Genomic DNA, 24,089 nt, shown 5'->3' on the forward strand with positions numbered 1-24,089 from the left:
CGGGCCTCGTGCCCATTGCATTTCAGTCAGGATCAATCCACGGACTGACAAGATTGCAGGTCGTAGAAACGGAAGTCCGGCAAGGCGCCGCCCTCGAGCGGCTTGGCCGGGGTAAAGGTGATGCGGCGCGTCTCGCCCGCCGCCAGATCGAAGGCGTTGTCGGAATATTTGCCGTCGGTCTCGGTTTCGATCATCACAAAGAGTGCAAGTCCCTTGGCGGTGACGTTGAGGCAGACGGAGCCGTCCTCCTCGACATATTCGTGCGTGACCATCAGGCCTGCGGGCTCGAGTTCCAGCGCCTTGTAGGTGCCGTGCACATAGTGCCCCTCACCGCCCATGCCGTTCGACGCCGTGAAGCGCCAGGCAAGCAGCGTGCCCGAGGGGATCTCGGAGACGTCTATGCTGGTGGCCGTCACCGCAGCGTCAGGCGTGCAGACCGCCTGCACATCCTTCAGGTGCTTGCGCTCGCCCTTCATGTCGAGAACAGAGATCGAGAGGTCGACGCTGACGTCATCAAGCGTGTCGTTGACCAGCGAGAAGCGGATCTGCTTGCCGTCATCCGATGGGATGGCAGCGACCGCGACCGGCTGGAAGAAGCGCTTGACCAGATAGTGCATCGCCTTCCAGCGACCGCCGTAATCGAGGCTCGACCAGGAGGCCACCGGCCAGGTGTCGTTGAGCTGCCAGTAGATCGTGCCCATGCAATGCGGCTTCAGCGACCGCCAGTATTCCACCGCCGTCTTGATCGCGAGACCCTGCTGGATCTGGCTGAGATAGACGAAATTCGGGAAATCCTTCGGGAAGCGGAAATAGCGGAACATCGTGCCGGCGATGCGCTCGTTGCCGCCGGCGTTCTTCTGGTGCAGCTCCATGACCGGAGACGCGACGTTCATGTCCTTGGCATCGGCATAGGTCTTGATGACGGGCAGCGAGGTGTAGGACTGGAAGCCGAACTCCGAGCAGAAGCGCGGCCGCACCGAGCGGTAATTGTCGAACGACTTGTTCTCGTGCCAGACAGACCAGTAGTGCATGTCGCCGGAGCCATCGGCATGCCACGCATCGCCGAAATCGAGATAGCCCGACGCCGGGCTCGACGGCCACCAGATCGCATCCGGCGCCGCCTTCTTCATCGCCTGCTCGATCACCCGGTTCAGGCGATCGTAGGAGACGAGATAGCGGTCGCGGTCCTTGCGCGATTCCTCGAACCAGGTGAGCGCGCCGACCAGCTCGTTGTCGCCGCACCAGAGCGCGATCGACGGATGCGAGTTCAAGCGGCGGACCTGATAGTCGACCTCGAGCGCGACGTTGTCGAGGAAGTCCTCGGTCGAGGGATAGAGGTTGCAGGCAAACATGAAGTCCTGCCAGACCATGAGGCCGAGCCGGTCGCAGAGATCGTAGAAATGATCATGTTCGTAGAACCCGCCGCCCCAGACGCGGATCATGTTCATGTTGGCGGACTTGGCCGATTGCAGCTGGTCCTCGGTCTTCTCGGGCGACGACAGCGAAAACAGCGCATCGGCCGGGATCCAGTTGGCGCCGCGGCAGAAAATCTCGCGGCCGTTGACCTTCAGCGCAAAACGGGCGCCGACAGCATCCGGCGTCGTGATCAATTCGACGGTGCGAAGACCGATCTGCTTGGTGACGGCATCCGATGGCAAATCGACCGTCAGCGTATAAAGCGCCTGCACGCCGCTGCCCGCCGGCCACCAGAGCCGCGGCTTGTCGATCTCGAACACGTGGTTGACGACCGTCTCGCCCGCGCTGACGCCGACATCTAGGCGCACCCGCTCGCCGTCGAGCGAGAAATGCACCGGCACGATGCCCGGGTTCTTGGCAAACAGGGTCGCGGTCACCTGCAGGTTCACGGAACCGTTGAGATTGTGCACCTGCCGCGTCGTGACGTGCTCAATGCGGGCCGTTTCGAGCTTGCGCAGCGCGATCGTCCCGTAGAGGCCGAGCGGCGCAATCGCGATGTTCCAGTCCCAGCCGAAATGGCACTGCGGCTTGCGCAGCATGTTGCCGTTGGGGATCGGCGAGTTGCCCGTCGAATAGGGAATATAGAAGGGCTGCCTACCCTGCCGGTCGGCGCCAGCCGCGATGCTCGAATGCAGGACGATGCGGATAAAGTTCTCGCCGGTTTTCAGCTGGCCGCCGACGTCGGGTCGATAGCGCCGGAAGCTGTTGTCCGCGAGCAGAACCGGAGAGCCGTTGATGAAGACTGCGGCCACGGTATCGAGGTAATCGATGTCGAGGTACCAGTCGCCATCCGGCTCCGACAACGTGAAGCTGCGCTCCAGAACCCAGTCGCGATGCGCTACCCATTGCACCGACTCTTCATTGCGGCCGAAGTAGGGATCAGGAATGAGTTCGGCGGTATGCAGCGCGGTATGCACATCACCCGGCAGCGCAATCGCCGTCGTGACTTCGCCATCGGCGGAGGTGAGCGTCCACGATCCGGAGAGGTCGAGGTTGAACCCGTTTTTCGGCAAGGATGTCATAGCATTATCCCGATCGGGCCGCGCTTGGGAATGCCCGCACCCGCGAGCCGCAGCCGAACTTGGTGGCCAGATGGCCGATTGAACGAACGGGCGGAACCGATGGCTCCGCCCGCATTGCGATTTCAGATGCGAAGCTCGGTTTCGGCGTCGAAGAGCGACGCCAGCGACATATCGAAACCGAGCTTGACGGCCGAACCCGGGCTGAAGCGGCGGGCGCCGTTGATACGCACCGACATCGTGTGGCCGGCATGCTTCAGCCAGAGCAGGTTGTCGGCGCCCATCGGCTCCTCGATGTCGACGGTTGCGTCATGAACTTCTGCGCCGAGGTTCTCGTTGACCTTCACATGTTCCGGGCGAACGCCGAGAATGACCTTGCGGCCGACCTGCAGCGCTTCCGGCGTATCGTAGCCGGCCAGGGAGAAGTTGACGCCGTTTGCCGTGAAGAACATCTGGTCGCCTTGCTTGGCGATCTCGCCGCGCAGGAAGTTCATCGACGGCGAACCGATGAAGCCGGCAACGAAGAGATTGCGTGGCTTGTTGTAGATCGTCGTCGGATCGGCGAGCTGCTGAATGATGCCGTTCTTCATGATCGCGATGCGGTCGGCGAGCGTCAGCGCTTCGATCTGGTCGTGCGTGACGTAGATCATCGTGTTCTTCAGCGACTGGTGCAGGCGCTTAATTTCGACGCGCAGCTCCGAACGCAGCTTGGCGTCGAGGTTCGACAACGGCTCGTCGAACAGGAACACGTCGACGTCGCGCACCAGGGCGCGACCGATGGCGACGCGCTGGCGCTGGCCGCCGGAAAGCTCGGCCGGCTTGCGCTTCAGAAGCGGCTGGATCTGCAGGATCTCGGAGGCGCGTGCCACGCGCTTGTCGATCTCCTGCTGCGATACCTTGGCCACCTGCAGGCCGAAGGACAGGTTCTTTTCGACCGTCATCTGCGGATAGAGCGCGTAGGACTGGAACACCATGCCGATGCCACGATCCTTGGGCTCTTCCCAGGTGACGTTCTTGCCCTTGATGAAGATCTGGCCGTCCGACGCGTCGAGCAAGCCGGCGATGCAGTTCAGCAACGTCGACTTGCCGCAGCCGGACGAGCCGAGCAGGACGAGGAATTCGCCGTCGTTGATTTCGAGATTGAGGTCCTTGAGAACGCTGACAGCGCCGAAATTCAAAGACAGATCACGGATGGAAACACTTGAATTCATGGATCAGCCTTTCACTGCGCCGGCGGCAATGCCACGGACGAAAAGTCGTCCCGATACGAAGTAGACAACGAGCGGCACCAGACCCGTCAGGATCGTTGCGGCCATGTTGACGTTGTATTCCTTCACGCCCTGGACAGAATTGACGATGTTGTTGAGCTGCACGGTCATCGGGTAGTACTCCGGCCGCGTGAAGACCACGCCGAACAGGAAGTCGTTCCAGATGCCGGTGACCTGCAGGATCATGGCGACGACGAAGATCGGCAGCGACATGGGCAGCATGATCTTGAAGAAGATCTGCCAGAACCCCGCCCCGTCGATGCGCGCCGCCTTGAAGAGCTCCTGCGGCAACGATGCAAAGTAATTGCGAAACAGCAGCGTCAGGATCGGCATGCCGAAGATGCTGTGCACGATGATGAGTCCGGTCAGGGTCCCGTAGATCCCCATTTCGCGCAGCACGATAACGATCGGATAGATCATCACCTGATAGGGAATGAACGCACCGACGACGAGAATCGCGAAGAACAGTTCGGATCCTTTGAAGCGCCAGTTGGCGAGCGCATAGCCGTTCACCGAGGCAATGGCGATGGAGACAACCACTGACGGAACGGTGATGCGCACCGAATTCCAGAAGCCGCGCGAGAGACCGTCACAGTTGAGACCCGTGCAGGCCGTCGCCCAGGCCTTCACCCACGGCTCGAAGGTGATCTCAACCGGCGGCGAGAAGATGTTGCCGAGCCGGATTTCCGGCATGCCCTTCAGCGACGTGACGATCATCACGTAGAGCGGAAGCAGGTAATAGGCTGCCGCGACGAAGAGCGTGCCGTAGAGCATGATGTTGCGCGGAGAAATGACCCGCTTCGGCTTCGGACCGCTTGGACCCGAGAAGGACTTTCCGGCTGCGCCATCGGCAGTCTTGAGAGCAATAGCATCAGGCACGTTTACGCCCTCCGAATTCCAGATAGGCCCAGGGAACGATGATGATCGCGACGGTGATCAGCATCATGGTCGAGGCGGCAAACCCCTGCCCCAGATTCTGAGCCTGGAACATGTAGTCGTAGACGTATTTTGCCGGCACTTCCGAGGCGATGCCCGGACCGCCCGATGTCTGCGCCACCACGAGGTCGTAGACCTTGACGATGCCGCTGGCGATGATCACGAGTGTCGTGATGAACACTGGCCGCATCATCGGAATGACGATGAAGAGATAGGTCTTCCACATCGGGATGCCGTCGACGCGTGCGGCCTTCCAGATGTCTTCATCGATGCCGCGCAGGCCGGCAAGCATCAGGCACATGACAAGTCCCGTGCCCTGCCAGAGAGCGGCAATCAGGATCCCGTAGATAACGATGCTTGGGGTATAGAGAGGATCGAAGGTGAAACTTGACCAACCGAGCGAACGGATAACGGACTGGACGCCGAATTCAGGATTGAGCACCCACTGCCAGACGAGGCCCGTCACGATGAAGGACAGCGCGAAGGGGTAGAGGAAGATCGTACGGAACGTGTTCTCGAAGCGGATCTTCTGATCCATCAGCGCCGCGAGCACGAAGCCGATCACAAGGCTGAAGATAAGGGAGAGAACGCCATAGACGGCAAGGTTCTCGATAGAAACGATCCAGCGCGGAGCAGCCCAAAGGCGCTTGTACTGGTCGAAACCGACAAAGCTCAACCGAGGAAGGAGCTTCGAGTTTGTGAATGAATAGAACACCGTCCACGCCGTGCCGCCGAGAAAAATGACCAGCGCGGTCAGGATCATAGGGATGGAGGCAATCTTCGAATTCAGATTGCGCAGTAGTTGATTTGGCCGGCCTGCTTTCGCTTGACCCGTCATTGTAATTCCTCCTGAATCGCAATTCCTCTGTGATCCAGAGCGGCAAACCGTCTGCCGGTCGCCTCCTCTTCTCACTCCCGTACCGGGACAGGCCCGTGCGTCAGCACGTGTCAGTCCCGAGCGCTGCTGCCACCCGGATCACGATGGGAGTTCCGGGAAATCCGGCCCCGTCAAACGGAGCCGGATCGCAACAGTATCGGAATGCGACGATCAGTCAGCAGAACCGATGATTTCAGCGAAGCGCTTCTGAGCGGCTTCCGGCGTCATCGACGGATTTGCGAAGAACTCAGAGAAGAGGTCTTCTTTCTGCTTCTGGCTGTCTGCCGACAGGAGCTGGTCGGTACCTTGGATCACATTGCCCTTGGCGAGGATGTCCAGACCCTTCTTCATGCAGTCGTTGGCGGCTGCGAGATCAACGTCGCCGCGAACCGGCAGCGAGCCCTTCTTCAGGTTGAAAGCAACCTGGGTCTTGGGATCGAGCAGCGTCTTGGCGAGAACGTCCTGCGCCTTCGACTTGTCAGCGTCCTTCAGCAGCGGGAAGTAGAACGCATCACCACCGGTGGAGATGATTTCGTTCACGCCGAGGCCTGGAAGGCAGGTGTAGTCGGTGCCGGCCTTCTGACCAGCAAGCTGGAACTCGCCCTGCGCCCAGTCACCCATGATCTGGCCGCCGGCCTTGCCAGTGATGACGAGGTTGGTTGCCTGGTTCCAGTCCTGGACGTTGCTGCCCTTCGACATTTTGCGAGCGTCGTCAGCAGCCTTGAAGACCTTTGCAATCTCCGGACCGGCAGCCGCTTCAGCGTCCTTGTCCTTGAACACCTTCAGGAAGGTATCCTTGCCGGCGATCGCCACCATCAGCACGTCGAACGCGCCGGCAGCCTGCCACGGCTGACCACCAACGGCGAGCGGAACGATACCGGCCTTCTCAAGCGCCGGAGCGGCAGCGACGAATTCGTCCCAGTTCTTCGGCACTTCGACGCCGGCCTTCTTGAAGGCTGCATTCGAGAGCCACAGCCACTGCCAGGAGTGGATGTTGACCGGGGCGCAATAGATCTTGCCGTCAATCGTGCAGGAATCGAGCAGGCTCGACGGACGGATGATGTCCTTCCAGTGCTCGGCGGTTGCGACGTCGGTCAGGTCGCGCATCAGGCCAGCCTGGACCAGTTCTTCCGCCTGGCGACCATGGTTGAACTGCGTGGCACCCATCGGGTCGCCGCCGGTGATGCGGCTGATCATGATTGGACGCGCAGTGCCGCCGGAACCGGCGATCGCGCCATCGACCCACTTGTTGCCGGTCGCGTCGAATGCCTTGGCGAGCTCAGCCACGGCAGCAGCTTCGCCGCCGGATGTCCACCAATGGGTGACTTCAAGATCGGTCGCATTCGCCGCACCGAGCGGCAGCACGACGGAAGCGGCAAGTGCAGCCGCCATCAAACGAAAATTCATGAGTTCTCCTCCCTCACTGAAACGTTGCCGGAAAAACTTAATTCAATCGATATTTGGGCGCAACAGCCATACGCGAAAATTTTCCCTTTGCCGGCCATTTGCTACCATTGCCTGTCAAACTGCCTCGTATTTCGACAGTGTGCTACAAGGATAGGTGACGAATCTCGCGCTTGCACAATCTACGTATTTATATGATTTTTATATGTATTTTTGAATCGCCTTAAGATCTTTGCGCTCACCAGTGCTCGCATCCGCAAAAAATCCGGGCAAAAATCCCGGTTTCAACCAATGAGAGCATACGTTTCGCATTTCTGAAAAAAGACACTCGACATTTGAACTGTATCGTTACAGATTTTGCTTCTTCGGAGGGGAGGAGCAGCTTTTGCGCTCATTGTGCTTACAGCGCTTCGAAAAGACACTATAAGCGGATCAAAATCGCGCAGGACGGCCTAAAGGGATGGAAAACAAAGCAAATTTTGCAGGGGCGGCCTCCGAGGCAACTCGAGAACGACCGACACTCAAGACGATTGCCTTCATGACGGGGCTTGGCGTTACGACCGTATCGCGGGCGCTCAAGGATGCTCCTGATATCGGCGCGGAGACCAAGGAGCGCGTTCGTATGGTCGCCCGCCAGCTCGGCTACCAGCCGAACAGGGCGGGCGTGCGCCTGCGAACCGGCAAAACCAATGTTATTGCGCTGGTCCTCAGCATCGATGAAGAAATCATGGGCTTCAGCAGCCAGATGGTGTTCGGCATCTCGGAAGTGCTGACCGGCACGCCGTATCACATCGTCGTTACCCCGCACTCTCACAGCAAGGACCCGATGCTGCCGGTGCGCTACATCCTCGAAACGGGCTCGGCCGATGGCGTGATCATCTCCCGCATCGAGCCCGACGATCCGCGCGTCCGCCTGCTCGCCGAGCACAACATGCCGTTTGCGACGCATGGGCGCACCGATGCCGGCCTCACCCATCCCTTTCACGACTTCGACAACGAGGCGTTTGCGCATCAGGCGGTTGAAAAGCTCGTCGGCAGGGGCCGCAAGCGCATTGCACTCCTTCAACCGCCGAGCAAGCTGACGTACTACACCCATACCCGCATCGGCTTTCAGACGGGATTGCACGACTACGGGGCCGAGGAAGTACCGCTGCGCGTCACGATCGACAACCCGCTGGAGGAAATCCGTAACGCCGTCGAGGCGATGATGCGCGCGCCCAATGCGCCGGACGGAATCGTCTGCTCGGCCGGAAGCGCTGCTATCGCCGTCAACGCCGGCATTGAAGCCGGCGGCAAGCGGCTTGGCGTGGACGTGGATATGGTCTCAAAGGAATCGGCGCCGATCCTCAACTGGATCCGCCCGGAGATCATCACCGCCTATGAGGATGTTCGCCATGCCGGTCGGGAGATGGCAAAGGCAGTCATCGCGCGCATCGACGGGATTGAGCCGGAGCTGCTGCAAAGCATCAGCCAGCCGGTCTGGTCGCGAAAGGTCAAATAACTCATCGTCACGGCAATGCTATCTGCCGGCGCTGGAATACGAGCAATCACGGTGGAGATTCACGGGACATGACCACGGCACTGCTGATCATTGACGTTCAAAACGCCATTCTTGCGGGAAAGAGCAGTCCCGAGCGTCAACCCATCATCGATGCAGCGCTGAACGAAACCGTTTCACGCCTGCAGTCGTTGCGTACCGAAGCCCATCGGGTCGGCGCACCCGTTGTGCTCGTGCAGCACGACGGCGATCCCGGTCACCGGCTGGCTGTCGGCACTGACGGCTGGGCGATCCGGCCGGAACTTTCGCCAGTCAACGGCGACACGGTTGTTCACAAGAAAAGCTCGGACTCGTTTTTCGAAACGGATCTCGCCGACAGGTTGGCGGAGCGAAACGTCACGCATCTCATCGTCGGCGGCTGCATGACACAGTTCTGCGTGGACACGACCGTCAGGCGTGCGGTGTCGCTGGGCTACAATGTCACGCTTGTTGCCGATGGGCACACGACAGCCGACTCGGACACGCTGAACTTCGCCGACATCGTCGCGCACCATAACGAAACCCTAGACGATTTCGATGCTGGCAACGCCCGTATCCTGGTTCGTCCGATCGAGGACATCCGCTTCTGATGCGATTTGCCAGCCGGGTGAGCCCGGCTGGCAAACTCTCAGCAAACTTAGAATGTGGCCGCACCGCTGCCCCATGGGCCGTGGTGGAAGTCCTTGCCGTCGAGGCGGTCGAAGCCATGCGCGCCGAAGAAGTCGCGCTGCGCCTGGATCAGGTTGGCTGTGCCGCGGCCCTGACGGTAGGCGTCGAAGTAGGTCAAAGCCGAAGTCAGGGCCGGAACCGGCAGGCCAGCCTGCAGAGCGGCACCGACCACACGACGTAGGGCCGGCAGCGATTCCTTCACCATCTCGGAGAAGGCCGGCGTCACGATCAGGTTGGCTGCATCCGGAGCCTTGGTGAAGGCCGAGGTGATCTCGTCGAGGAACTGCGAGCGGATGATGCAGCCGGCACGCCAGATCTTGGCGATGACAGGCATCGGCAGCGACCAGTTGAACTCGCGTGACGCTTCCGCCATGACAGCGAAGCCCTGCGCATAGGCGCCGATCTTGGCGGCGAACAGCGCCAATTCGAGATCCTTGTCGAGTTCCGGACCGTAGGCGATCGGGAACTTGTACTCCGGCTTGCCGAAGATCTTTTCCGCAGCTTCGCGCTCGGTCTTCATCGACGACAGGCTGCGGGCGGCAACCGCCGCTTCGATCGCCGTTGCCGGGATGCCCATGTTCTGCGCTTCGATCGCCGACCACTTGCCGGTGCCCTTCTGGCCGGCCTTGTCGAGGATCATGTCGACCATCGGGCCGCCGGACACGGGATCGGTCGCAGCCAGCACCTTTTCGGAGATCTCGATCAGATAGGAATTCAGGCGACCCTTGTTCCATTCGCCGAAGATGCCGGAAATGTCCTTGGCGCTCTTGCCGAGACCGTCGCGCAGGATGCCGTAGATCTCGGCGATCATCTGCATGTCGGCATATTCGATACCGTTATGGATCGTTTTGACAAAGTGGCCGGCACCGTCGTTGCCGAGCCAGGCGACGCACGGATCATCGTTGTACTTGGCAGCAATCGAGGTCAGTACCTTCTCGACGCGCTTCCAGGAGTCTTCGGTGCCGCCGACCATGATCGAAGGACCGTGACGCGCACCTTCCTCGCCACCCGAGACGCCCATGCCGATGAAGGTCAGGTCGGTGTTCTTCAGGCGATCGAAACGAGCGATCGTGTCGCGGAAATTGGCGTTGCCGGCATCGATCATGATGTCGCCCTTGGTAAGGTGCGGCCGCAGCGCCTCCATCTGCTGGTCGACGGCCTCGCCGGCCTTGATCATGATAATGATCGGGCGCGGCGGGCGGATCGCCTCGACGAACTCTTCGATCGTCTTGCAGGGAATGATCTGCTTCTTCAGATCGCCGGCGCTTTCGTAGAACTCATCCGTTTTCTCAGGAGTACGGTTGAAAACAGCAATCTTGTTGCCTTTTTCCGCAATGTTGAGCGCCAGGTTGGAACCCATGACGGCAAGGCCGATCAGCCCGATTTCTGCCTTTTCCACGATACACCTCCAATGAGTCAATTTGGACCGGTGTTGTGGCACTCTCTGGCTCAAACGGCAAGTTCGATTCGGCTTCGAATTGGCCTCGCATTGCCGGCATTCCAAACTAAGCCATATTCCCTCATAGCATCACAGGAATGGCAACGATGAGCCGCACAGCAGCACAGGAGGCCGCCGTTTTGGCGTCACGCGCCGGTTGGTACAGGGAGTACGCGCCGACGCCGTTGCTTGCAGCTCATTTTCACTGCCTGTGGTCACACGATATCCACGACGGCCCCGAGCACAGGATTGCCATTGTGCCGGACGGCTACTGCGACATCGTCTGGATGGGTGGCAGACTTGTGGTCGCCGGGCCCGACCGGCGTAGTGCCTTCCCACCGATTGCCGGCGGAGAGAGGATCGTGGGGGCTCGGTTCACCCCGGGCGCCGCCGCCGACTGGCTCCGGGTGCCACTCTGCGAGATTGTCGGCCGATCCATTCCTCTGGAGGATTTCTGGGGCGCAGCGGCGCTGCGATTGAATGAACGGCTGGGAGGCTGTGCGGAACCGTACGAACGCCTGCTGCAATTGAAGACCGCACTTGAGCAGGCGGCCACCAGACATACGGCACCAGCCAGTGACATGGCATCGGTATTTATGCGAGCGAGCGACCTTTCGCAGTCAGGGAGCGTCGCCGATGTAATGCTGGACGAACTTTCCATCGGCGCCCGCCAGCTTCGCCGGCGCTGCCATACCCATTTCGGCTATGGGCCGAAAATGCTCGCTCGAATTCGCCGCTTTCAGGGAATGCTCGGTCTATGTCGAAGTCCGAAGGCCCTCCCACTCGCGGAACTGGCCGCAGCGGCTGGCTATGCGGATCAGGCTCACATGACCCGCGATGCGCGCGAAATTTCGACACTGACGCCAATGCAGCTCCAGCAGCAATTGGGCGGTTGAATGTCCGTTTTGTTCAATACGAAAACGGACATTCTGCTATTTCCATTTAGAACCACGCAGGAAAGCGCCATGTCTACGATGCTCGCAAAGATCGTCCACCGCTCCATCGACCGGAACTGGCGTGATGTCTATGCCTTTGCCGCGGCCCCTGAAAACATGCCGCTTTGGGCGTCCGGCTTGGCCTCGGGGCTGGAGCGCAGCGGCGACGACTGGATTGCCACCGGGGCGCTCGGCACGGTGAGGGTCAGCTTTGTCCCGCACAACGAGTTCGGCGTCATCGATCACACGGTGACGATCGAGAGCGGTTTGCGGGTCTACAACGCGCTCCGGATCGTGCCGAATGGCGATGGCTGCGAGATTATGTTCACGTTGTTACGCATCCCCGGCATGACCGATGAGCAGTTCGAGGCCGATGCCGCCCATATTGCGAAAGATCTGGCGGCACTGAAGGCATTGATGGAAACATAGGGGGCAATCATGGCCACACCAACGGACAACCGACGCATCGATTACGTCGAATTCAATGTCAACAACATCGAGGCCTCGAAGGCGTTCTACGGCAAGGCTTTCGGCTGGTCCTTTACCGACTACGGCTCGGAATACTGCGAATTCGATGATGGGCGGCTCAAGGGCGGCTTTACGACATTGGGCACTCCGCGGCCCGGCGGAGCTCTCATCATCCTCTATGCTGACGATCTTGAAGCCGCCCTTTCAAGTGTGGAAAGCGCCGGCGGAACCATAGTGAAGCCGATCACCGGATTCCCCGGCGGACGCCGGTTTCACTTCAGTGATCCGGATGGGTATGAACTCGCCGTCTGGACCAAGAACTGACTAAGCCGCGACGGTGGACGCTGTCGCTCCGGCGTGCTGTAGGACGATCAGAGCTCCAATGACGCTTCCCGACGAATCGCGAAGCGGTGACATGCGGCAGCGAACAGTCCTCATGGCGGCGCCGTCGCGACGCTCGTACGCATAATCGCTGCCACGTCCGGCGAAACATTCGTCGAGCTTCGCCTTCGCCCCCTCGTAGAAGCGCTTTTCGCCGATGAACTCGATCAGATGACGCCCAATCATGTCGATTGGCTTCCGGCCGAGATATGCCGAGTTCACGGTGTTGGAATAGAGGTAGCGATAGTCTCGCGTCAGCACGGCGACGCGGTCCGGCATTGCATCGAGGATTGCAGCGTTCAGGAAGTTGCCGTTATCGACGTTCGGCGTAAATGCGAAGGGATCGGCTACAGGCAGCCGTTCCACCGGAGGCATCCGCCACCGCGGCGTCGCGCTACCGAAATACTTGTCCATCAAGGATGAGAGCAATCCGACATAGCCGCGCACGGACTCGCTGTCTTCGGCATACTGCTCGATAAGGCAGCCAACAAATTCGAGCTGCATGTGAACTTCGAGAACTGTCGTTGCGGGATGCGCCAGGATAGCATCGACAAGTGGCTCGACCGAGCAATCGAGTACGCTTACGCGCAGATCATCCCCCGCAGCGATGGCCGCGTCGATTTGCGAACAACACAATGAAAACGCCCGAAAAAGCCCCAGCAAGACGCCTCCAAATACATCCGCTAAAAGAATGCCACCCAGATCGGCCGAGCTTTGCATCACACAAGTTGAAGCCGCCGGCGCCCGGCCACTCGCCTTGATGGAAATTGGTAACATGACGCTCGTTCACATTCAATGAACGCATATCACTGTTTTTCAATGACAAGATGTAGGGATCGCCAGAGCGTTTACTTCAGCACGTCGTGCTTTATCTTCCAGCGGTCGTGATACCAAAGCCATTGCTCAGGATATTCTCGAACCCAGCTTTCGACCTTGTCGTTCAGGAGCTGCGCGGTCGCGACCATGTCGAGATTGCCGTTGGCATCCCGAGGCATCGCAAGCTTCGGCTCTATTTCCAGCCGGTAGCGATTTCCCGGAAGCCGAATGCAGCGTGCCGGATAGACGTCGCAGTTGAACTGCCGGACGAGCTTGCCGAGCAGCGGATTGGTCTTTACGTCGAGGCCGAAGAACTTCGTATTCAGTCCCTTGCCAAACTTCTGGTCAACCAGCACGCCGACGCCCTGCCCCGCTTCAAGCTGCCGGGCCAGCGCAAACGACGAACCAGCGTGAGATGGGACAAGCTTGCCCATGCGGGCGCTGCGAAAGTCGAAGACTTTCTGCGCGACATAGGGATTGTTCGGTGGCCGGAAGAGCACGGACACATAGAGGCCGAACGCCGCACCAGCCACCGGCAAAAGTTCGAAATTGCCCGTGTGACCTGTGAATACGATAAATGGACGCGGATTTTCGAGTAGGTCGATGAAGATCGGTATCCCCGAGACTTCAACCCTGCCCGGTTCTTCGCGCTGATATTCAAAATCAAACAGCCGGTCGAGGAACACGTACTCGGCGGCGAGCCGGCCCATGTTACCCCAGCTCGCTAAGGCAATCTCCTCAATCTCCGCCTCGCGCTTTTCGGGAAAGGCATTGCGGAGATTGGTCAGCATCAGTCGGTGACGCTTCGTGCGCGGGCCGAGCTTGCGCATCAGCCGATCCGCAAAATTGATCGCACCGTCGGCCGGAAACAGCTTCAGGAAGTTCAGGAAACCGAACATCGCCTGGGCAATCAACCACTGGCGAAAGTGGATGAGAGCCAGCACGATCTTAGTGATGAAGAGCTTCAAGGGCTCAATCCATCTTGAGGATGATCTTGCCGAAGATCTGGCGCGATTCCATGCGCTCCAACGCGCGGTCGATGTCGTCGAAACTCACTTCGGTATCGATAACTGGATGGACCAATCCACGCCCCATCTTCTGCATGGCATTCGCCATGTTCTCCATGCGGCAACCGAATGAGCCGAGCAGCTTCAGCTGCTGCTGGAAGAGCATCATCAGATTCATGTCGGTGGAAACGCCGGACGTCGAGCCACAGGTAACGAGACGCCCCCCACGCTTCATCGAGAGCATGGAGCCTGCCCACGTATCCTTGCCAACGTGCTCGAAAACGACGTCGACACCCTTCTTCTTGGTCAGCTTTCGGACAACGCCTTCGAAGCGATCCGTGCGGTAGTTGATGACGTGATCCGCGCCGAGTGCCTTGGCCTTCTCGATCTTGTCGTCGGACCCGACAGTCGTGATGACAGTGCAGCCGATCTTCTTGGCGAGCTGAATTGCAGCCGTGCCGATGCCTGAACCGCCTGCGTGCACGAGGATGGTTTCTCCCGGCTCCAGCTTGGCGTTGTCGAACAGCATGTGCTCGACCGTCCCAAAGGTTACCGGAGCGAGCGCGGCGCCAATGGCGTCAACGCCAGGAGGAGCAGGAACCAGCAGACGCGCCGGCAGGTTCACCTTTTCCTGAGCGAATCCGTCAAGGTGGAAGCCGTGAACGCCGGAAACGTGCTCACAGAGATTATCGCGTCCTTCACTGCACGGACGGCAGAGACCGCAGGTGCGGGCGCCATAGATCGATACAAGCTGGCCCGGCAGGACGTTGGCAACGCCTGGCCCGATCGTTTCGACGACACCCGCGGCTTCCGCGCCGATCACCAATGGCATCTTGCGCTTCGCAAACGCCATGCCGCGCCAGCCCCAGACATCGATGTGATTGAGAGCAACTGCCTTGACGCGCAGCGTAACCTCGCCCGGGCCGGGAGCGTCCGGTTCCGGAAGGTCGGTGATCTCAAGCTTGCGATCGTCAATCAGTTGCAAAGCGCGCATGGCAAAGTCCTTCGCCGCGAAGGCGTTCTATCTCGATGTTTTGTCGGGAACCGATTAAGCCGGTTCGAGCGCCATGACAAGGCTGGCGTTCTGCCCGCCAAAGCCGAAGGAGTTGGAAAGCACGGCGTTGACCTGGCTTTCCCGCTTCTTGTTTGGCACCACGTCGATAACGATCGATGGATCGGGGTTGGTGTAGTTGATCGTCGGCGGCAGCGTGCCGGTCAGCATCGTCTGCAGCGAGAACACCGCCTCCACAGCCCCTGCGGCCGTCAGCGTGTGGCCGATCATCGACTTATTCGACGACAAGGGAATGGACGCCATCCGCTCACCGAACACGGCCAACATGGAAGCATATTCCATCTTGTCGTTTTCTGGCGTCGAAGTGCCGTGGGCATTGATGTAGCCGATAACGCCCTCGCCCATGCCTGCGTCCGCCAGAGCCGCTCGGATCGTCGCGATCGCCGGTCCGCCATCGGGAGACGAACGGGTACGATGGAAGGAGTCGGCCTTTTCGCCGGCACCCTTCATGATGCCGAGAATCTTCGCGCCGCGCGCGACAGCCGCCTCGAGCGACTCCAGCACCAGCGTGGCGGCACCTTCGGCGATGACGAAGCCGTCGCGATCCTTGCTGAAGGGCTTGGAAGCCTTGGTCGGCGGATCGTTCTGGGTGGAGAGCGCCGAAAGCAGCGAGAAGCGGATCAGTGCCTCTGCGCTTACAGAACCATCGGTTGCGACCGCAAGCGCCCGCGATGTGCGCCCCTGGCGGATCGCTTCTATGCCGAGCTGGATGGCAGTTGCGCCAGACGCGCAGGCCGTCGACAGTGTGACCGGCAGGCCGCGTGTGCCGAAACGGTCGGCCAGGCGCTCGGAAATCGCTCCGAACAACGATGCCTCGTGGAAAGCCGCATCCGGACGCTGGCGCATGGCAGCCAGGAACCGGTCGTAGGCATCCCCGGCGTGGTCGGCGGGCGGCGAACGGTCGGCGAGATCGAAGCGTGCGCTCCATTCCGGTTCGATCGGCGGCGCCGCGAGAAATAGCGGACCATCGAAATCGCCACTGATACCAGCATCGGCAAGGGCTTCGATCGTGGTTTCACGCGCGAATGCGTAAGACCGCTCCACGGCATTGGCGACCGGAATGTCGATAAAGTCGACGGTGCCGGCGATGCGGGTCGACAGTCCCTCGGTCGGAAAGCGCTCGATGGCGTGAATGCCGGAGGTACCGGCGGTGAGTGCCGCCCAGTTATCCTTCAGCCCCTGCCCCAGCGAAGTAATGATACCGACACCCGTCACTGCGACGATCGGACGACCGAGGTGATCCTTGTAAGCCGACTCTTTCATTTGCACACTCCTCACGCTTCCGCGGAAAGAACCGCGACGCCTTCGCCGCGCTGATGACCGACTGTGGTAACGATCGCTGCCTTGGTCGCGGCTGCCATCGGCTTCTCGTGGCTCGGATCAAAGACTGGAACCTTCGCCTTGCTATCGACGGCCAACGCCCCCAGCGCCAGGCCAAGCGTGAAATGCGCCTCAAGGCCATGGCCAGTAATACCGCCGAAGCCGCGGACAGCGGCACCCGGCAGATGACGCTCGAGGACGGATCGCTCGCGGGTGGCCAGATCGGGAATACCGGTCGAGCCTGAGAAGATCGCTGTGCTTTCCGGCGGCAGGCCGGACGCGGTTTCAAGCAAACGCTCGAGGCGTTTCTCGAGGTTACCGGCATTGCGGTTGCCGCGGTCGCCTTCGATCGACGAGATCGACGCGTAGATGCGCGCGCCGCGTGCTTCGGCATGCGCGCGCGACTCCAGCACCAGAAACGCACCCAGCGAACCGGAAATGACGCCGCCATGATCGCGAGACCAGAGTGGCTGCCATTCGTCGCGGCAGTAGACGTTGATGGCTTCGAACAGCAGCACCATGTCCAGGCGCTCCGCTGAATAGGCGCCGCCCACGAGTGCGTGTGTCGATTCACCCGACCTGATGCGATGGAAGGCCGTCTCGACGGCGGAAATGCCGGCGGACTCCTCGCCCATGAAGGTTCTCGAGGAACCGGTGACCTTGTGAACGATAGAAATATTGCCGGCAAGCAGGTTCGAAAGCTGCGCAAGAAACAGGGTCGGCCGCAGCTCCGTCGTCAACTTCTCGTTCAGGAGAGCTTCGCGGTCGTTGCGCTTCAGGCCCTCGTCCACGATCAACGTATCGACATTGATGTCGCGCTCGCCACCACCAGCAGCGACGATCATGTCCATGGTACCGCAAGCGTCCGCATTATCCTTGAAGCCGGCATCATCCAGTGCGAGGCCGGCTGCAAAAACACCGATCCGCTGCCAGTTTTCCATCTGCCGCTGATCGCCACGCTTGGCGATCTGTTGCGACCAGTCGATCTCCGGCAAAGGATGGACCGGGTAAGGCTTGAATTTATCAAGTTCGACAATCGTCTGCGGCGCGCCTTCGGCGTTGAGCAACGCAATATGCGGCTCCTTGCCGACGCCCTGGCAGGTGACAATGCCGACGCCTGTAATCACGACATCATTCTGAGCCTTACTCATCCATTTACTCCCCGCGCGGCGATCGCATCCATCAGGCCGACTTCACCGGCACGCTTCTTGACGATATCTCCCAGCGGAACCTCGCTGAAAGGCATGGTCCGCAACTTCAACTGCGCATCGCAAACCTTCTTGCCAGCGCTTGTGATCTTCGCCTTGGTTACGGCAAATCCCGAGCCGTCGTGCTCCAAAAACGCCTCGATATCAAGCACGGCTTCTGGCTCCACGAAGGTACGCATCTTGGCGCCGTCGACGGACATCAGGAAAGGCATGACAGCAAAATCAGTGGCTGCGAGCACGAGCATGCCCGATGCCTGCGCCATCGTTTCGATCAGCAGCACGCCAGGAACCAGTGGCATACCGGGAAAATGGCCTTCGAAGACCGGGCTCTTCGCCGGCACGACCGAGCGCGCCTTGAGCGTCCCCGTCTGAAGGTCGACCGCCTCGATGCGGTCAATCATCTGGAAGTATTCCAGTAGCATCGAATCCTCCGGCCACAAGGACACCTTGCCCCGTGGCTAGGCCTACTTAGGAACGAAACCGCCCGGCCGCCATGGTTAACAGCGGCAGGGCGGGAGAAAAAGATGACGATGCCGATCAGGCCTTGGCGGCGCGCAGCTCGTCGATCTTGGCACAGAGGTTCTTCAGCACGAAGTATTCTTCCGTGGAAACCTTGCCTTCGTTGACTTCCTGCGTCCACTTCTCGAGCGGGATCTTGATGCCGAATTCCTTGTCGATGGCGAAAACGATATCGAGGAAGTCGAGGCTGTCGATACCGAGGTCGTCGATCGTATGGCTCTCCGGCTTGATCGTGTCGCGATCGATCTCGCTGGTTTCTGCAATGATGTCGGCAACTTTATCGAATGTAGCGGTCACGCCTTTACCTCTTGAAATGACGATTTAACCCTCCTCATAGGCAAATCCATTTCAAAAAGCCAATGCTTTCCGCCGTCCCGGCACGCAATTTGCAGGACCAGTGTTGCTTAAACAGCAAAGCATAACGAGCCGCTTGCCACCAAGCACGTTGGCAACACGTCTTGCCTGCGCCTAGAGCAGCAGAAGGAAAAGAACCAGGGCCGCCCCAGCAAGCATTGAACAGCTGGCATAAAAGACAGAGATGCCATCCTCGATATCGGCGACAGTTGCCGTTTCACGCCCACTGCCGTTGATCATCGGCTCCATGACAACGATGCCGGAGTAAACTCGTGGCCCCGCAAGCTGTACATCCAGCGCGCCGGCCATTGCTGCTTCCGGTCGACCGGAATTCGGCGAGCGGTGGAGGCCACCGTCGCGCGCGGCAATGCGAAGGGCCTCCTGGCAGGCGGTTCGCCCTCGCCGTAACCAGGCTCCGGCTGCGATCAGGAGAATCGAAAAGCGTGCTGCCGGCCAATTGGCGAAATCGTCCAGACGCGCCGCGGCCCAACCGAAATCGGCGTATCGCTCGGACTTGTGGCCGATCATCGAATCCGCCGTGTTCAACATCTTGTATGCAAATAGGCCTGGCAAGCCGAACACGCAGTACCACAAAGCAGGCGCAACGACGCCATCCGAGAAATTCTCCGCCAGACTTTCGATCGCGGCACGGCAGACGGCGGGCTCGTCCAATGTTTCCGGATCACGCCCGACGATTCGCGAAACCGCCTGCCGGCCACCATCCAGACCACCGTCTTTCAGACCTGTTGCAACAGCTCCCACGTGGTCGGCAAGGCTTTTTTGCGCCATGAAGACGGCAACGCACATAACCTCCAAAAGTATTCCGGCCACGCCGAACAGCGAGAAGACCCAGTGCAACACGGCGCCGGCAACGGCACTCGCGCTCAGGAGCCCGATGATCGACCAGACCCCATTGCGCCGGCGCACGCGTTTGTGAAGCTCTGCCCGATTGAACATCCGGTCGATGCGCGAGATCGCGTTTCCAAACAGCACGACTGGATGCTGCAGCCGCATCCACAGCGCATCCGGATCACCGACGATCCGGTCAAGCAAAAGGGCCAGAACGAGCACGAGGAGATTATGGTCAAGCGTCATGGTCTGAAACTCTGCAGTGCATTGGACAGCCGCTCGTCGCTAGCCACATCGGCGGCAAGACCGAAGCGCAACCATCGCGGCTCATAGTCGAATTTGCGGACCAGAATATGATTCCGACAGAGATGCTGGTGCAACTCGCCGGCCTGCTCATCGTCAACCAGCGCAAACAGATCGGTCCCACCGATGACCTGTAGGCCGCCTTCTTCGAGAGTTCTGCGCAACACGCCGGCCCTTTCCGACAGCCGACGCTGTATCGCGGTCACATCCGATGCAAACAACTCTGTTGCGATCGAAAGCGCAGGTCCCGATACCGCCCAGGGTCCTAGCAGTTCTGCGAGCCGTCGCAGAATTGGCACCACGGCCACGACAAATCCCAGGCGTAATCCCGCCAGCCCGAAAAACTTGCCGAACGAACGACAGATGAGAACATTCTGCAGCTGTGCCACAAAGGGCACCAAGCTCAGCTCGGGGCATGTGTCGCCGAAGGCTTCATCCACGACGACAACAGCTCGCCTAGCCTGCATTTCCTTGCTGAATGCGATGAGCTCCTCCGGAGCATAGGCGCGGCCGGTGGGATTGTTCGGATTGACGATGACGATAACCGCGTGGTCGGTTTCAACGTCGTCCAAGCGGGTGACCAAATCAACGGAACAGCCCGCCATCCTGAAGGCGCGCTCATACTCGCCGTAGGTCGGTCCGACAATCGCGACCCTCCCGGCAACCTCGAGGAGCCGCGGCAACAGCTGGATCACCGATTGCGTGCCCGGAACGGGGAGCGGCAACATCTCGCCGCTGCGATAATAGCTGCGCGCCGCAGTGCGCGCCCGATCGACTAGATACCTGTCCGGCAGACGATGCCATGTGCGCATCGGGACATCGGGCAGCGGAACGGGGCACGGGTTGATCCCTGTCGAGAGATCGAGCCACTGCTCCAACTCACCGCCGTAGATTGCCGCCGCGGCCGTTATCCCGCCCCCATGAACGATCGGGGCGTTCATCTTGTCCCCTCGGCAAGGTCGATGAGATGCATGTAGGACCCAGCAATCTGGCCACGCTGGAGGCCTGCTTGCCCGAGGTCGTTGCCCAAGGCGTCCGTCACCTGGAAAAGCCGATCGGCCTTACCTTCGGAGACCACGGCCGAATAGTGAAACTCGTGCGCCGTCATCGCTTTTTCGAAGTAGGGCGAGTTTAACGGCGTCACGCGTCGATAGCCGAGGTGCCGCTTGCGCTCCTCGTAGCTTGTGACGACTGGCAGGAGGCCGAGCATCTCGTGGCGCTTGCCGGCTCCATCTATCAAGCCTTCGCCGAGAACCATGTATCCGCCGCACTCGCCGTAGATCCGCACGTTCTTGGCCGCGGCATCGAGAAGCCTTGCCCGGAAATTGCGCGCAGCGGCGATCCGCCCGGGATGCAGTTCGGGATAGCCGCCCGGAAGATAGATTGCGTCAGCCGTCGGATCCGGCGCCTCATCGGCAAGCGGTGAGAAGAATGAGATCTCCGCGCCGCGTCGGCGCCAGCCGAGCAACATATGTTCATAAGAAAAGGCAAAGGCGATATCGCGGGCGACCGCAATCTTACCACCGAGTGGCGGCAGCCGCGCGATGTTCGCGGTAGATGGACGGTTCAGGCCTTGCCGCGCAATGCGCAACAGGAACTCGAAATTGCATTCTTGCGATACGGCATCCGCCGCGTGCTCTATGAAGCCCTCGAGCGTCTGGTGCTCTCCTGCCTGAACAAGCCCGAGATGTCTCTCAGGCAGGGCGATCTCATTGTCCCGGCGGACGACGGCAACGATCGGCATACGGATCGCTTCGAGCGCCTCGCGAAGCATCATCTCGTGACGATCGCCACCAACCTTGTTGAGGATCACGCCTGCGATGCGGACATCGGCGCGGAAACCCGCAAATCCTGTCACCAGCGCCGCCACCGACTGCGACATATGCGAGGCATCGACGACAAGCACGACGGAAAGGCCGAGCATGGCTGCGAGATCGGCTGCGGTGCCCTTGCCGTCGGTCGCACCATCGAAGAGCCCCATCATCGCTTCGATGATGAGAATGCGGTCGCCTGAGCGATGCAGGGTCGCATTGGCGGAGATCAATTCCGGCCGCATCGCCCACGGATCGAAGTTGAGACAGGCAACACCACTTGCCGCAGCGTGAAACGCCGGATCGATGTAATCTGGTCCTGCCTTGCCGGGCGCGATCGCAACACCGCGTCTGCGAAGTCCGCGCAGCAACCCCAGCGTCACGGTCGTCTTCCCCGATCCGGAGGAAGGAGCCGCAATCAACAAACCGCTCATGCCGTCTCCCTGCTGTTCGAGTCCCGAAACGGATCAGGGCGCAACCTGCGTCCTGCGAGTGCACCGAGCCAATCAAGCGACTGCCGCAGCCGCACGACCTCCCCGACAACGACGATCGCCGGTGGCTCAAGGCCGGAGGCAGCGACGGCCGAAGGAGCCTCAGCGAGTATGGTTTCAAGCACCTGCTGGTCACCGGTCGACGCGCTGCAGACGAAAGCGACCGGCTCTGTCGGAGAACGCCCCGCGGCAATCAGGTTCCTGCTGATCTGAGAGATATGCTTCATCGCCATGTAGATGACGATCACAGGCGAGCCTTTTGCGATCGCTTCCCAATTGATGGCGTCCGGAACGATACCCGAGGAGTCGTGCCCTGTCAGGAATGTCACCGCATGGTTGACATCGCGGTGGGTGACCGGAATGCCGGCATAAGCCAGCCCACCAATGCCGGCGGTAATGCCCGGAACGATGCGAAACGGAATGTTGTGTTCGACCAGCGTCAGCGCTTCCTCGCCGCCACGACCGAAGACAAAGGGATCGCCGCCCTTGAGACGGAGGACGCGCTTACCGGCACGGGCAAGTTCTACAAGCCGAAGCGAAATATCGCGCTGCTTGGCGGACGGCTTGCCACCACGCTTTCCCGCATATTCCAGCAAGGCGTCTGGCCTAGCGAGCTTGAGGCAGTCGGCGTTCACCAGTGCATCGTGAACCACCACGTCAGCCTCCGCCAAGCCCTTGGCCGCAAGAAGCGTCAGCAGCCCAGGCTCGCCCGGCCCTGCACCAACAAGCCAGACGCTGCCCGGCTCAAGAGCCGGCAGATGTGAAAACGCAGCTTCGATCATTGGCATGATCTATGCCCCACCGCTGGCAAGGTCAACGCCGCTGATCGGGCAGGCGCGAGATGTGAAGGCGCACCTGCTCCGACCGTTCCATCGCGCGCAATCATTGTTTGCGATTCGCGCTCCGAAGTCCGCGTGACGAGAGCCAATCCTCAGGTCCGCAGAAGGGTATCGCGTATCAGACCGATGACCTTCCCGGATTCGATGCCGGTGCAGACCACCTGGCTTGGCAGGCCATCCCAATCACCCGGCGGGAAGCGACGACCGTCCGGCTTCACGATCGTCTGCCCGTCGGCGATCCCACCGCAGACAACCCGAACGGGACCGCTGATGATCGAGAAGAGCTCGGGCGCGACGACGTAGACGCATGCGCAGCTGTCGTGAACCATCATGCCGTCTTTGACCGCATGCTTGTAGAAGTCGATGTAATCCTGTGAGAGATCGTTCAGCAGCTTGACGGCGCGGTCGCCCTTGGCCGCAATCTCGGAGAGATAGCTGCGGCTCATCGTCGTGATCGCGGTTACGTCGAGGCCGATGACGGCAACCTTCCAGGGTGCCGTCAGAACGATGTCGGCGGCCTCGGGATCGCCGTGGATGTTGGCTTCGGCGACCGGCGACACATTGCCGGGAACATAGAAGTTGCCGCCCATGATGACGACGTCCTTCACGAGACCGGCGATCTCCGGATCTTCCTTGAGCGCCATCGCGAGGTTGGTCATGCGGCCAACCGCAACCAACCGTACCTCGCCGGGATTGGCACGGACCGTATCAATGATGAAGCGATGCGCAGGGCGTGGGTCGAGCGGCAGGTCGACGGTTTCAGGCACCTCGATGTTTCCGAGGCCGTTCTCGCCATGCACGAAGGTCGGCCACGCCCTTTCCTCGCGCGTCGGATCCACGGTCACGCTGGCCCCCTTGGCGACCGGCGCCGGAATGTTCCATTCGCGCTTGAGGAACAGCGCGTTGCGCGTCGTCGTCTCAACCGATGCGTTGCCGAAGACGGTCGTGATTCCGATCAGATCGATCTCGGGATGGCGGTGCAGGAAGAGCAGAGCCATTGCATCATCGACGCCCGGATCAGTGTCATAAATGACCTTGTGCATGAGTGTGCCTCTTTTCGTTATTGTCGCAGGGCAGCCGGACGGCGCCGCG

Annotated in this window: 23 protein-coding genes; 5 read left to right on the forward strand and 18 right to left on the reverse strand. The window is 60.3% G+C overall.

Annotation, left to right across the window (positions count from 1 at the left end):
* Nucleotides 1–32: 32 nt before the first annotated feature.
* The 5 genes from RGCCGE502_RS11190 to RGCCGE502_RS11210 all read right to left on the reverse strand — a co-directional run bounded on the left by RGCCGE502_RS11190 (nt 33) and on the right by RGCCGE502_RS11210 (nt 6,983).
* Entirely contained in the window at nt 33–2,498 is a 2,466-nt protein-coding gene (locus tag RGCCGE502_RS11190) for a beta-mannosidase (RefSeq protein ID WP_016554273.1), read from the reverse strand.
* Between the two features lie 122 nt (nt 2,499–2,620).
* The gene (locus RGCCGE502_RS11195; RefSeq protein ID WP_016554274.1) at nt 2,621–3,706 is read right to left on the reverse strand and encodes an ABC transporter ATP-binding protein; all 1,086 of its coding nucleotides are present in this window, start codon (nt 3,704–3,706) and stop codon (nt 2,621–2,623) included.
* Between the two features lie 3 nt (nt 3,707–3,709).
* Nucleotides 3,710–4,642, reverse strand: a complete 933-nt coding sequence (locus tag RGCCGE502_RS11200) for a carbohydrate ABC transporter permease (protein ID WP_016554275.1) — start codon at nt 4,640–4,642, stop codon at nt 3,710–3,712.
* Nucleotides 4,635–5,537 carry a carbohydrate ABC transporter permease gene (locus RGCCGE502_RS11205; RefSeq protein ID WP_016554276.1) on the reverse strand — a complete coding sequence of 301 codons (903 nt, stop codon included), beginning with the start codon at nt 5,535–5,537 and terminating at the stop codon, nt 4,635–4,637. The genes RGCCGE502_RS11200 and RGCCGE502_RS11205 overlap by 8 nt, the downstream gene beginning before the upstream one ends.
* 210 nt (nt 5,538–5,747) lie before the next feature.
* Complete coding sequence (locus RGCCGE502_RS11210; RefSeq protein WP_016554277.1) at nt 5,748–6,983, reverse strand: ABC transporter substrate-binding protein; 1,236 nt, start codon at nt 6,981–6,983, stop codon at nt 5,748–5,750.
* 457 nt (nt 6,984–7,440) lie between these two features.
* Here RGCCGE502_RS11210 and RGCCGE502_RS11215 point away from each other — a divergent pair, with 457 nt between their 5' ends.
* On the forward strand, nt 7,441–8,481 hold the full coding sequence (locus RGCCGE502_RS11215; RefSeq protein WP_016554278.1) for a LacI family transcriptional regulator: 1,041 nt from the start codon (nt 7,441–7,443) through the stop codon (nt 8,479–8,481).
* Between the two features lie 68 nt (nt 8,482–8,549).
* Entirely contained in the window at nt 8,550–9,107 is a 558-nt protein-coding gene (locus RGCCGE502_RS11220; RefSeq protein ID WP_016554279.1) for a cysteine hydrolase family protein, read from the forward strand.
* Between the two features lie 47 nt (nt 9,108–9,154).
* Here the strand turns inward: RGCCGE502_RS11220 and gnd are convergent, their stop codons facing one another.
* Nucleotides 9,155–10,585 (reverse strand): NADP-dependent phosphogluconate dehydrogenase, encoded by a 1,431-nt coding sequence (gnd, locus tag RGCCGE502_RS11225; RefSeq protein ID WP_016554280.1) that lies wholly within the window; start codon nt 10,583–10,585, stop codon nt 9,155–9,157.
* A gap of 146 nt (nt 10,586–10,731) precedes the next feature.
* Between gnd and RGCCGE502_RS11230 the strand changes: the two genes are divergently transcribed.
* The 3 genes from RGCCGE502_RS11230 (at nt 10,732) to RGCCGE502_RS11240 (ending at nt 12,351) form a co-directional block, all read left to right on the forward strand.
* Nucleotides 10,732–11,520 (forward strand): DUF6597 domain-containing transcriptional factor, encoded by a 789-nt coding sequence (locus tag RGCCGE502_RS11230; RefSeq protein ID WP_016554281.1) that lies wholly within the window; start codon nt 10,732–10,734, stop codon nt 11,518–11,520.
* Nucleotides 11,521–11,589: 69 nt separating this feature from the next.
* Nucleotides 11,590–11,988, forward strand: coding sequence for an SRPBCC family protein (locus RGCCGE502_RS11235; RefSeq protein WP_016554282.1), 399 nt, complete (start codon nt 11,590–11,592; stop codon nt 11,986–11,988).
* 9 nt (nt 11,989–11,997) lie between these two features.
* Complete coding sequence (locus RGCCGE502_RS11240) at nt 11,998–12,351, forward strand: VOC family protein (protein WP_016554283.1); 354 nt, start codon at nt 11,998–12,000, stop codon at nt 12,349–12,351.
* Here RGCCGE502_RS11240 and RGCCGE502_RS11245 read toward each other — a convergent pair whose 3' ends face one another.
* From RGCCGE502_RS11245 to RGCCGE502_RS11300, 12 genes are all read right to left on the reverse strand, one after another.
* A complete protein-coding gene (locus RGCCGE502_RS11245; protein ID WP_040674437.1) occupies nt 12,352–13,071 on the reverse strand; it encodes a PAS domain-containing protein in 720 nt (239 codons plus the stop codon).
* A gap of 185 nt (nt 13,072–13,256) precedes the next feature.
* Nucleotides 13,257–14,192, reverse strand: a complete 936-nt coding sequence (locus RGCCGE502_RS11250) for a lipid A biosynthesis lauroyl acyltransferase (RefSeq protein ID WP_016554285.1) — start codon at nt 14,190–14,192, stop codon at nt 13,257–13,259.
* Between the two features lie 4 nt (nt 14,193–14,196).
* A complete protein-coding gene (locus tag RGCCGE502_RS11255) occupies nt 14,197–15,225 on the reverse strand; it encodes a zinc-binding dehydrogenase (protein WP_016554286.1) in 1,029 nt (342 codons plus the stop codon).
* Between the two features lie 54 nt (nt 15,226–15,279).
* Nucleotides 15,280–16,566, reverse strand: coding sequence for a beta-ketoacyl-ACP synthase (locus tag RGCCGE502_RS11260; protein WP_016554287.1), 1,287 nt, complete (start codon nt 16,564–16,566; stop codon nt 15,280–15,282).
* Nucleotides 16,567–16,577: 11 nt separating this feature from the next.
* Nucleotides 16,578–17,774: a beta-ketoacyl-ACP synthase gene (locus tag RGCCGE502_RS11265; RefSeq protein ID WP_016554288.1), complete on the reverse strand. Its 1,197-nt coding sequence runs from the start codon at nt 17,772–17,774 to the stop codon at nt 16,578–16,580.
* Complete coding sequence (locus RGCCGE502_RS11270; protein WP_016554289.1) at nt 17,771–18,253, reverse strand: 3-hydroxyacyl-ACP dehydratase FabZ family protein; 483 nt, start codon at nt 18,251–18,253, stop codon at nt 17,771–17,773. Before RGCCGE502_RS11270 ends, RGCCGE502_RS11265 begins: the two co-directional genes overlap by 4 nt.
* A 115-nt stretch (nt 18,254–18,368) precedes the next feature.
* A complete protein-coding gene (locus RGCCGE502_RS11275; RefSeq protein ID WP_007533215.1) occupies nt 18,369–18,647 on the reverse strand; it encodes an acyl carrier protein in 279 nt (92 codons plus the stop codon).
* A gap of 171 nt (nt 18,648–18,818) precedes the next feature.
* On the reverse strand, nt 18,819–19,799 hold the full coding sequence (cbiB, locus tag RGCCGE502_RS11280; protein WP_016554290.1) for an adenosylcobinamide-phosphate synthase CbiB: 981 nt from the start codon (nt 19,797–19,799) through the stop codon (nt 18,819–18,821).
* Nucleotides 19,796–20,797 carry a threonine-phosphate decarboxylase CobD gene (cobD, locus tag RGCCGE502_RS11285; RefSeq protein WP_016554291.1) on the reverse strand — a complete coding sequence of 334 codons (1,002 nt, stop codon included), beginning with the start codon at nt 20,795–20,797 and terminating at the stop codon, nt 19,796–19,798. The genes cbiB and cobD overlap by 4 nt, the downstream gene beginning before the upstream one ends.
* On the reverse strand, nt 20,794–22,101 hold the full coding sequence (locus RGCCGE502_RS11290) for a cobyrinic acid a,c-diamide synthase CobB (RefSeq protein ID WP_016554292.1): 1,308 nt from the start codon (nt 22,099–22,101) through the stop codon (nt 20,794–20,796). The genes cobD and RGCCGE502_RS11290 overlap by 4 nt, the downstream gene beginning before the upstream one ends.
* Entirely contained in the window at nt 22,098–22,940 is an 843-nt protein-coding gene (cobA, locus tag RGCCGE502_RS11295; RefSeq protein ID WP_176705692.1) for a uroporphyrinogen-III C-methyltransferase, read from the reverse strand. The genes RGCCGE502_RS11290 and cobA overlap by 4 nt, the downstream gene beginning before the upstream one ends.
* Before the next feature lie 149 nt (nt 22,941–23,089).
* On the reverse strand, nt 23,090–24,040 hold the full coding sequence (locus tag RGCCGE502_RS11300; protein WP_016554294.1) for a nucleoside hydrolase: 951 nt from the start codon (nt 24,038–24,040) through the stop codon (nt 23,090–23,092).
* Nucleotides 24,041–24,089 lie beyond the last annotated feature (49 nt).

Source organism: Rhizobium grahamii CCGE 502 (genome assembly GCF_000298315.2).
Taxonomy (GTDB): domain Bacteria; phylum Pseudomonadota; class Alphaproteobacteria; order Rhizobiales; family Rhizobiaceae; genus Rhizobium; species Rhizobium grahamii.